The organism is Streptococcus sp. CL8.13, assembly GCF_049737895.1.
The window spans coordinates 1-8,199 of the sequence record NZ_JBKOTT010000031.1 but is presented as its reverse complement, the minus strand read 5'-3'; the positions used below and the strand labels follow the sequence as shown (position 1 = coordinate 8,199).

The 8,199-nt window shown below is 40.7% G+C and carries 9 protein-coding genes; 4 read left to right on the top strand and 5 right to left on the bottom strand.

All coding sequences use genetic code 11. The features are described 5' to 3' along the window. The 3 genes from glnR to ACLNCN_RS01900 all read right to left on the bottom strand — a co-directional run. Positions 1–250, bottom strand: a 250-nt coding sequence (gene glnR / locus ACLNCN_RS01910) for a transcriptional repressor GlnR (protein ID WP_424844520.1), incomplete at its 3' end; no start/stop codon positions are given. A 76-nt stretch (positions 251–326) separates the two neighbouring features. Next, a complete protein-coding gene (locus ACLNCN_RS01905; protein WP_415747946.1) occupies positions 327–854 on the bottom strand; it encodes an FUSC family protein in 528 nt (175 codons plus the stop codon). 134 nt (positions 855–988) lie between these two features. Continuing rightward, complete coding sequence (locus ACLNCN_RS01900) at positions 989–2,185, bottom strand: phosphoglycerate kinase (RefSeq protein ID WP_261011976.1); 1,197 nt, start codon at positions 2,183–2,185, stop codon at positions 989–991. Between the two features lie 239 nt (positions 2,186–2,424). Between ACLNCN_RS01900 and ACLNCN_RS01895 the strand changes: the two genes are divergently transcribed. Beyond that, positions 2,425–4,056 (top strand): Na/Pi cotransporter family protein, encoded by a 1,632-nt coding sequence (locus tag ACLNCN_RS01895; protein ID WP_424844519.1) that lies wholly within the window; start codon positions 2,425–2,427, stop codon positions 4,054–4,056. A 97-nt stretch (positions 4,057–4,153) separates the two neighbouring features. Here ACLNCN_RS01895 and ACLNCN_RS01890 read toward each other — a convergent pair whose 3' ends face one another. Together ACLNCN_RS01890 and pepA are read right to left on the bottom strand one after the other, a co-directional pair. Further along, positions 4,154–4,450 (bottom strand): bacteriocin immunity protein, encoded by a 297-nt coding sequence (locus ACLNCN_RS01890; RefSeq protein WP_424844518.1) that lies wholly within the window; start codon positions 4,448–4,450, stop codon positions 4,154–4,156. A gap of 21 nt (positions 4,451–4,471) precedes the next feature. Beyond that, a complete protein-coding gene (gene pepA / locus ACLNCN_RS01885) occupies positions 4,472–5,536 on the bottom strand; it encodes a glutamyl aminopeptidase (protein WP_000209170.1) in 1,065 nt (354 codons plus the stop codon). A gap of 294 nt (positions 5,537–5,830) precedes the next feature. Here pepA and galE point away from each other — a divergent pair, with 294 nt between their 5' ends. The 3 genes from galE to ACLNCN_RS01870 form a co-directional block, all read left to right on the top strand. Next, complete coding sequence (gene galE, locus ACLNCN_RS01880) at positions 5,831–6,829, top strand: UDP-glucose 4-epimerase GalE (RefSeq protein WP_084947369.1); 999 nt, start codon at positions 5,831–5,833, stop codon at positions 6,827–6,829. 143 nt (positions 6,830–6,972) lie between these two features. Beyond that, positions 6,973–7,932, top strand: coding sequence for an ABC transporter permease (locus ACLNCN_RS01875; protein WP_020903104.1), 960 nt, complete (start codon positions 6,973–6,975; stop codon positions 7,930–7,932). Then, a partial coding sequence (locus ACLNCN_RS01870; RefSeq protein ID WP_424844517.1) for an iron chelate uptake ABC transporter family permease subunit occupies positions 7,922–8,199 on the top strand: 278 nt, incomplete at its 3' end. The genes ACLNCN_RS01875 and ACLNCN_RS01870, both read left to right, overlap by 11 nt.

Here is an 8,199-nt window from a genome sequence, read left to right as displayed (position 1 = left end):
TCGCTTCACGTTCAGCATATTTTTTCTTAATGGCAGCAATATTATAACCTTCAGAGATATAATCTTTGATTTCAAGCAGACGATCCATGTCATTCAAGGAATACATGCGACGATTTCCTTCGTTTCGATCAGGCTTAATCAACTCTTGATCTTCATAATAACGAATCTGACGCGCCGATAAATCGGTCAACTTCATAACACTGCCGATAGGAAAAACAGCCATATTTCGGCGAAATTCTTTTTCCTTCATTTACAATTTCCTTCTTTCTGTCTATTATAGTCTAAAAAAAGACAAACGTCAATTGATAATGTTATAAAATGTAACATTATTTTTCTTTTTTCTCAAAAAAGAGACGAATGCGGTCAATATCATAATTTACGAGAATTGCGACAAAAACTCCCATGAAAGTTTCTGATACACGCGCAAACACGTACAAAATCGTTTCACCACTCGGAATCGATAGGGTAATGATTAACATAGCCGCTACACCACCAATAACCCCTGCTTTGTTATTCATGGCTACATTTGTCATAATGGTTAACATGGTGCAGATTGGAACAACAACCAAGGTCACCCAAAAAGCCTCGTGGAAAAAGGTATTTAATAGGAAGAAGAGGAGGGCATAGAGGCCACCGATACTATTTCCTAGAATACGCGAAGTCCCAAAATGGACACTCTTATCAAAACTCTCCCTCAGGCTAAAAACGGCTGTCAAAGCACCAATTTGAAGACCTTTCCAGCCAAAAAAGCCAAAAATCAAGAGAACTAGAAAAACAGCAATACCTGTTTTAAAGGTTCGCATACCAAGTTTGAACTGGGATTTATCGAATTTATATTTTTTAAAATAACTCATAATCTCAACTTTCTATTTCCATTTTATCATAAATCGGTGATTTTTATGAGTAATAGTTGAGAGGAAGCGTTTTTATTTTAAGCAAAAGAAAAGAGGAACTTTCATTCCTCTCTTCTTTGATTGTTTATAAAATCTTATTTTTCTGTCAAGGCTGCAAGTCCTGGAAGAACTTTACCTTCGAGAAGTTCCATTGATGCTCCACCACCAGTAGAGATCCATGAGAATTTATCTGCACGGCCAAGGTTAATCGCTGCGGCAGCTGAGTCACCACCACCGATGATTGATTTAACGCCTGGTTGTTTCACGATAGCGTCCATCACACCGATTGTTCCAGCTTGGAAGTCTGGGTTTTCGAATACACCCATAGGTCCGTTCCATACAACTGTTTTGGCACCAGTCAAAGCTTCGTCAAATTTAGCGATAGATTTTGGACCGATGTCAAGACCAAGGAAGCCTTCAGAAACTGCTTCACCTTCAGTGTCACGCATTTCAGTGTAACCAGCAAATGCGTTAGCTTCTTTTGAGTCAACTGGCAAGATCAATTTACCGTTTGCTTTTTCAAGAAGAGCTTTTGCAACATCCAATTTGTCTTCTTCTACAAGTGAGTTACCAATTTCGATACCTTGTGCTTTGTAGAATGTGTAAGTCATACCACCACCGATAAGGACTTTATCAGCTTTTTCAAGCAAGTTTTCGATAACACCGATCTTGTCTGAAACTTTTGAACCACCAAGGATAGCCACGAATGGACGTTCTGGAGTTTCAACTGCTTCTTGGATGTAGGCAATTTCGTTTTCAAGAAGGAAACCAGCAACTGCTTTTTCAACGTTTGCTGAGATACCAACGTTAGATGCGTGTGCACGGTGAGCTGTACCGAATGCATCGTTTACGAAGATACCATCTCCAAGTGATGCCCAGTATTTACCAAGTTCAGGATCGTTTTTAGATTCTTTCTTGCCGTCAACATCTTCGTAACGAGTGTTTTCAACCAAGAGAACTTGTCCATCTTCAAGAGCGTTGATAGCTGCTTCCAATTCAGCACCACGAGTGACACCTGGGAAAACAACGTCTTGGCCCAATTTAGCTGCCAAGTCTGCTGCTACAGGAGCAAGTGATTTACCAGCTTTATCAGCTTCTTCTTTCACACGTCCAAGGTGAGAGAAAAGAATTGCACGTCCACCTTGTTCGATGATGTACTTAATAGTTGGAAGAGCTGCTGTGATACGGTTGTCGTTAGTGATTACGCCATCTTTCAATGGTACGTTGAAGTCAACACGAACGAGGACTTTTTTACCTTTCAAGTCAACGTCTTTAACAGTAAGTTTTGCCATGTTACAAAAACCCCTTTATTTATTTTATTCGAAACTATTATATCACACTTTGGAAATATAAGGAAAGATTTCACAAGATTTTTCGATATTTAATCTTTGTGACATCCTAGAGTATATTATTTTTGCTTTTTCTAACGAATTTTCTTTCTAAAATCTTAGCTTAACACTTGTTAGATTTACTTTTATCCTTTAAAATAGAATAGGAGAAATTCCGTTATTATTTTTCGGAGGAAAAAGAAATGTCCATTAATTGGCAGGAAATTTTATTTCACTTTTTAGGTGGTCTGGGACTATTCTTATATAGTATCAAGACCATGGGAGACGGTTTGCAACAAGCTGCTGGAGATCGCCTTCGGTTTTACATTGACAAATATACCAGCAATCCGTTCTTCGGTGTGCTAGTTGGTATCGGTATGACGGCGCTAATTCAGTCAAGTTCTGGTGTCACAGTCATTACAGTGGGGCTAGTCAGCGCAGGACTTTTGACCTTGCGTCAAGCTATCGGTATTGTCATGGGTGCCAATATTGGAACTACCGTTACATCCTTTATCATCGGTTTTAAGCTAGGAGATTATGCCTTACCAATGCTTTTCATCGGAGCGATTTGTCTCTTCTTCACCAAGAATCGCTCTATCAATAACATCGGACGTATCATTTTTGGTGTAGGTGGTATCTTCTTCGCTCTCAATCTTATGAGCGGTGCAATGGAACCTCTAAAAGACCTGCAAGTCTTTAGAGACTATATGGTTGAACTAAGCAAGAGTCCTATTCTAGGTGTCTTTGTCGGAACTGGACTAACCCTACTCATTCAAGCTTCTTCCGCAACTATCGGTATCCTACAGAATCTTTACGCAAGTGGTTTGATTGATCTACAAGGTGCCCTACCAGTCTTGTTTGGTGATAATATCGGAACGACCATTACAGCTATTATTGCTTCTCTTGGAGCTAATATCGCTGCCAAACGTGTTGCTGGTGCCCATGTCGCCTTTAACGTGATTGGTACGGTTATCTGTATTGTCTTCCTTGTACCTTTCACTGGCTTGATTCAATGGTTTGAATCTACACTCAATCTGGCTCCAGAAATGACCATTGCCTTCGCCCACGGAACCTTTAATATCACAAATACTATTATCCAATTTCCATTCATCGGAGCCTTGGCCTACTTTGTAACCAAGCTCATCCCTGGTGAAGATGAAGTTGTCAAGTACGAGCCACTTTATCTTGATGAGCATTTGATTAAACAAGCTCCATCAATCGCTCTCGGAAATGCGAAAAAAGAACTCCTTCACTTAGGAAATTACGCTTCTAAAGCCTTTGACCTTTCATACAACTACATCATTGACCTCAATGAAAAGGTTGCTGAAAAAGGCCACAAGACAGAAGAAGCCATCAATACCATTGATGAAAAATTGACTCGTTACCTCATTACTCTTTCAAGTGAAGCCCTTAGCCAGAAAGAAAGTGAAGTGCTGACCAACATCCTGGATTCCTCCCGTGATTTGGAACGGATTGGGGACCACGCAGAGGCCCTAATCAATCTGACTGACTACCTTCAACGTAAAAATGTTGAGTTTTCTGAAGCTGCTTTGCAGGAATTATCTGATATCTATCAAAAAACCACTGGCTTTATCAAGGATGCCCTTGATAGTGTGGAAAACAATGATACTGAAAAAGCGCAAAGTCTGATTGAACGCCATAAAGAAATCAACAACATGGAACGTGTTCTCAGAAAGACCCACATCAAACGCCTCAACAAGGGTGAGTGTTCAACACAAGCTGGAGTCAACTTTATCGACATCATTTCCCACTATACTCGTGTGTCTGACCATGCTATGAATTTAGCTGAAAAGGTCATTGCTGAACAAATCTAAGTACCAAGAAGCTATCCTAAATAGGATGGCTTTTTTCTTTTCCTAACCAAGAATTGCTTTTCTAACATATAGAAAAATGCTTTGATTCACAATGGAATCAAAGCATTTTAAAGAGCTCCCCGTACATAAGCGCAGAAGCCGCAGTTCCTCTGTACTTTGCTTCTTCTCTTTTGATAAAACGAGCTAAGTTGATTAACTCAGGTGCCGGATGTTTGGGATTTAGGAGCAATTCACGATTGACCAGGCCTGAGAGACGAACTGCCAGCAATTGCTCATTTGTAGTAGGCAGTTTTTTAGCAGTCTCTAGGAGAGCAGCAACTAAATCTTTACTCAAATCATGTCGAGCATGATTGTAAAGATCTTTTATAAGGCTTTCTAGGTTTGGTTCTACCATCCCTACCACCTCCCTTATGGTTTAATAATTTTTAATCAAATCAACCGTTGAACGATCCAATTTTTTCACCAAGGCTTGCAAGAAAGCTTGAGCTTCTAAGAAGTCATCCATAGCGTAGAGGGTTTGATGAGAATGGATATAACGAGCGCAAACACCGATTGTTGTAGATGGGACACCACCATTTTTCAGATGAGCTGCGCCAGCGTCTGTTCCGCCTTTACCACAGTAGTATTGGTACTTGATACCAGCTTCTTCAGCCGTTGTCAAAAGGAAATCCTTCATTCCTGGGAGAAGCAAGTGACCTGGATCGTAGAAACGAATCAAGGTTCCATCTCCAATCTTGCCTTGGCCACCATAAACATCACCAGCAGGTGAGCAATCAACTGCTAGGAATACTTCTGGGTCAAACTTGGTTGTAGATGTATGAGCACCGCGGAGACCAACTTCTTCTTGAACGTTAGAGCCAAGATAGAGTTCATTTCCCAGTTTTTGACCTGACAGAGCTTCCGCCAACTCGCTCACCATAAGAACACCGTAGCGGTTGTCCCAAGCTTTTGATATGATATTTTTTTCATTGGCTGTTAAGATTGCAGAACTATCTGGTACAATGGTGTCGCCAGGACGGATGCCAAAGCTTTCTGCCTCAGCCTTATCCGCAAAACCGCCATCAAAGACGATATCTGCAATAGCTGGCATGGTTGGTCCGCCCTTACCACGAGTCAAATGTGGCGGAACAGAACCTGAAATCACAGGAATTTCACGACCGTCACGAGTCAAGAGTTTGAAACGTTGGCTGCTAACCACCATAGGATTCCATCCACCGATTTCTACCACACGAAAGGTACCGTCTGGCTTGATTTCGCTGACCATAAAACCAACTTCATCCATGTGAGAAGCAACCAAGACGCGCGGTGCATCTGCAGCTTCTGAATGTTTGATACCAAAAATACCACCCAAGCCATCTGTCACCACTTCATCCACGTGCGGTGTCAACTTTTCACGAAGATAAGCACGGACAGGTGCTTCATGACCTGAGATCGCAGCAAGTTCTGTTACTTCTTTGATTTTTGAAAATAATGTTGTCATTTCAGTTCCTTCTTTCTTTCATCCATTTTACCACTTTTTATAGGAGAAGGATAGCGGGAAGGTGGATTTCTAAATTAGTATCTTAGTCTTACTGTATCTTAGAAAAAGCTTGTATTTTCTTGCATGTGAGGTGAAATCTAAGAACTATTCCAAGACCAATCAAACTATTAATTCCCAAACAAAAAAATAATTCAATGATATATTTGTTTAGTTTTTCATGAAATTTGCAGAAAATAGTTGACTTTGCCTTCTTATTTCTTTAAAATAGTACAAAACTAGAAAAAGGAAAAAATCATGACCAAAACAATTCTTGTTACAGGTGGAGCTGGCTACATTGGCTCCCATACCGTTAAAGCTCTTTTAAATGCTGGCTATCAGGTACATGTTCTAGATAATCTCTCTACAGGAAATCGAGCGGCTGTAGATAGTCGTGCTAGCTTTAAACAACTGGATGTTTATGATGCTAATGCCTTAAAAACTTACTTGGAAGAAAACAAGATTGACGCTGTTCTGCATTGTGCGGGTGAAATTGTTGTGAGCGAAAGTATTGAAAATCCAAGTAAATACTTCACTGCCAATGTTGCGGGTATGAACCAAGTTCTAAAAGTCTTATCTGAAGTTGGTATTCAAAAAATCATGTTCTCTTCAACTGCTTCCCTCTATGGTAATAACTGTATTGACAAGCCAGCTACTGAAGATACCCTGCTCGACCCTGTCAATCCTTATGCAGAAACAAAACTGATGGGTGAACGAATGATTTACTGGATGGCCAATCGCTACGATTGGAAATATGTCATTTTCCGTTACTTTAATGTTGCTGGAGCTGAAATGGATGCTTCAAACGGTCTGCGAGTGAAAAATCCAACTCATATCATTCCCAACATCAACAAGACCGCATTGGGACAAAATGATAGCCTGAAAATATTTGGAGATGACTATGATACACGTGATGGTTCATGTATTCGGGATTACATTCATGTCTTGGACCTTGCACAGGCTCATGTTAAAGGAATGAACTACCTATTTCAAGAAGACAGTTCTTCTCAAATCTTTAACTTAGGAACTGAAAAAGGCTATACCGTCAAAGAAATCTTTAAAACTGCTGAAGAATTACTGAATCAAAAAATACCACACGAAATTGTTGCTCGCCGTGCTGGTGACCCAGCCAGCGTCCTAGCAGACGCATCAAAAGCTAAAAAATATCTTGATTGGAAGGCTAGCTACTCCCTCGAAGATATTATTTTATCAGATTATCGTTGGCGTGTTAAAGAAGGCAAAAACATTTTGGAATAGGATAACAAAGGAGAAAGCCTTGGCGCTCTCTCCTTGCTTTATTTATTAAATTGTCAGAAAATTTATTGACAGATTAAAGAAATCGTGTTACAGTAATATCCGCAGGTATCTTTCGATACCAAATCCACATGAAAGGACGGGGTATGAAACTTTCTCATTATTTAATTGGCTTACTTCTACTCCTAGTCTTTCTCTCCATTAGCATTGGAACCAGTGATTTTTCATGGGGAAAACTCTTTGCACTGGATCATGAAACTTGGCTTCTCTTTCAAGAATCGCGTCTCCCAAGAACCATCAGCATTCTCCTGACCGCCTCTAGTATGAGTATGGCAGGACTTCTCATGCAGACTATCACTCAAAATCAGTTTGCTGCTCCAAGCACAGTTGGAACGACTGAAGCTGCCAAACTGGGAATGGTGCTGAGCCTCTTTGTCTTTCCGTCGGCTAGTCTGACCCAAAAGATGCTCTTCGCTTTTGTTTCATCCATCACATTCACCCTCTTCTTCCTAGCCTTCATGACTATTTTTTCTATAAAGGAAAGGTGGATGTTGCCTCTGATTGGGATCATCTATAGCGGGATTATCGGTTCTGTGACAGAAGTTATCGCCTACCGTTTCAATCTGGTTCAGAGTATGACAGCTTGGACCCAGGGCTCCTTCTCCATGATTCAGAATCATCAGTATGAATGGCTCTTTTTAGGCCTCATCATCCTGATAGCCGTTTGGAAATTATCCCAAACTTTTACCATCATGAATCTGGGCAAGGAAGCCAGTGAGAGTTTGGGGATTTCTTACTCCCTACTTGAAAAACTGGCTCTCTTTCTGGTTGCTCTAACGACTAGTGTCACCATGATTACCGTGGGTGGCTTACCTTTTCTCGGAGTTATTGTTCCCAATCTTGTTCGCAAGCGTTATGGAGATAATCTAAGTCAGACCAAACTTATCGTCGCACTGGTTGGAGCCAATCTAGTTCTGGCTTGCGATATCCTATCCCGAGTTCTGATTCGACCCTATGAGTTGTCTGTCAGTCTTCTACTAGGAATCATTGGTAGCCTCGTCTTTATCCTACTTCTATGGAGAGGGGGACGAAAAGATGCAGTTTAAAAGCAAACATACCAAACTCTTCTGCCTTCTCATTATTCTCGCCATCGGAGCTTGTCTTCTCTACTTTTGGCCCATCACTCACTTGTCAGCCTTTGCTTGGAAATTGCGTTCCCAAAAAATTGTCGTTTATCTCTTGGTAGCTATCGCGACTGGGATTTCGACCATTAGTTTTCAAACCCTGACGGAAAATCGTTTCCTGACTCCTAGTATTTTGGGAATCGAATCCTTCTACGTCCTACTACAAACTCTGCTACTGGTTTTTGAAAG